The sequence below is a fragment of the Vibrio sp. Vb0667 genome (assembly GCF_033391095.1).
Genome location: NZ_JAWPOL010000112.1, coordinates 1 through 1,700 on the forward strand (window position 1 = coordinate 1; position 1,700 = coordinate 1,700).

Sequence of the window (1,700 nt, forward strand, 5' to 3'; positions counted from 1 at the left end):
TACACCCACTGACCTGCCACAAAGCCACTCGACCAGCACCATTGGAAGTTATAGCCACCTAACCAACCGGTAACGTCCATCACTTCGCCGATGAAGTACAAGCCTTTGATGTTTTTACATTCCATGGTTTTAGAAGACAGGTGATCGGTATCCACACCACCCAAAGTCACTTCCGCCGTGCGGTAGCCTTCGGTGCCATTAGGTGCGATTGACCAGTTTTCTAAACGCTCCACCACGCTAGCAAGCTCTTTCGGGTTGAACTGCTTGAGAGGTTTATCCATCAGCTCTTTACGCTCAATCAGCACTTCCACTAAACGCTTTGGCAGCACTTTTGCTAGGGTGTTCTTTAGCGATTGATTTGGATGTTTCTCAAGGCTGCGCTCGAGCAGCAGAGCGATGTCTTCGTTAGGAACTAAGTTGATAGAAACTTTCTGACCCGCTTTCCAGAAAGAGGAAATTTGCAAAACCGAAGGGCCCGATAAGCCGCGGTGAGTAAACAACAGCGCTTCTTTGAACATGGTGCCGTCTTCGGCGGTAATTTCCGCAGGCACAGCAATGCCAGACAGTTCAGCGAAATCTTCTTTGTCTTCTTTGTGCAGCGTAAATGGCACAAGTCCCGCCGTGGTAGGGATTACTGGCAGACCAAACTGCTCAGCCACTTTGTAACCAAATGGCGTCGCGCCCAGTTTTGGCATGGAAAGGCCACCGGTCGCAATCACCAAAGATTCGCACTCAACGGGCTCAGTACCCGCGTGCAGACGAAAGCCTTCTTCGGTTTTCTCAATGGTGTGCACATCGCATTGGTAACGCTGTTGAATGTTTGGCATGTCACACTCGGCCAGCAGCATCTTCACGATGTCTTTGGCGGTAAAAGCATCGACACAAAACAATTGGCCGTGGTCGCGCTCTTCAAACTCGATGCCGTATTTGCTGACCATCGAGATGAAATCCCAGTTGGTGTATTGCGACAACGCCGATTTCACGAAGTGTGGGTTTTGGCATAGGTAGTTGCTGGCTGATACGTCGTAGTTAGTGAAGTTGCAGCGGCCACCACCAGAGATAAGGATTTTACGTCCTGGCTTTTTGGCATGATCCAGCACAAGCACACTGCGTCCGCGCTTGCCTGCTTCTGCAGCACACATCAAACCCGCGGCTCCCGCGCCAATTACAACAACATCAAATTTCTTACTCATCGGTCGCTCTTAGGCTCTATCCAAAATCCAAAACAATAAAAAAGGATGTGCTTATTGCACATCCTTGCTTTCTAAGAGCGCCATTCTACCGACAAATGTCGAAAGGGAAAAGCGCTTAAATTCCAAGCGTCGCCTAGTACGGCTTAGCTGGAAAGACCTACAAGATGAAGGCCGCCAGTAGGGTAACACCAAGCAACGCGGTTGATAGCACAAACAACTCACGCACCCGTTCACACTTACCTGTGAATATCTCATCATGGTGATGGTGATACTCTTTGCTTTTAATGTAGTGGAACAAACGCACCTGTTTGGTGACGTTACCGTGAGTGGTGAAGAAACCATTGCCATCCACTTGTTGATACAACAATGGGTGCGCTTCACGCATGATGTAAATAAGAGAACGAAGAGCGGTGAGATAACGGATCATATTGACCCCCGTTACTACCATTAGCGCAAATAAGATTGTGTCTCCACTGATCATCTTTTCCTCCCTACATCTTCAACAAT

The 1,700-nt window shown here is 48.6% G+C and carries 2 protein-coding genes; both read right to left on the reverse strand.

Translation table 11 applies throughout. From position 1 onward, the window contains the following. Positions 1–1,193, reverse strand: a 1,193-nt coding sequence (locus R8269_RS23800) for an NAD(P)/FAD-dependent oxidoreductase (protein ID WP_318222726.1), incomplete at its 3' end; no start/stop codon positions are given. Positions 1,194–1,350: 157 nt separating this feature from the next. Then, a complete protein-coding gene (gene uspB / locus R8269_RS23805) occupies positions 1,351–1,674 on the reverse strand; it encodes a universal stress protein UspB (RefSeq protein ID WP_005394407.1) in 324 nt (107 codons plus the stop codon). Between the last annotated feature and the right edge of the window lie 26 nt (positions 1,675–1,700).

Bases quoted from the DNA above. Each gene is read 5' to 3' on its own strand.
- uspB (WP_005394407.1), bottom strand. From the start codon at position 1,674: ATGATCAGTGGAGACACAATCTTATTTGCGCTAATGGTAGTAACGGGG.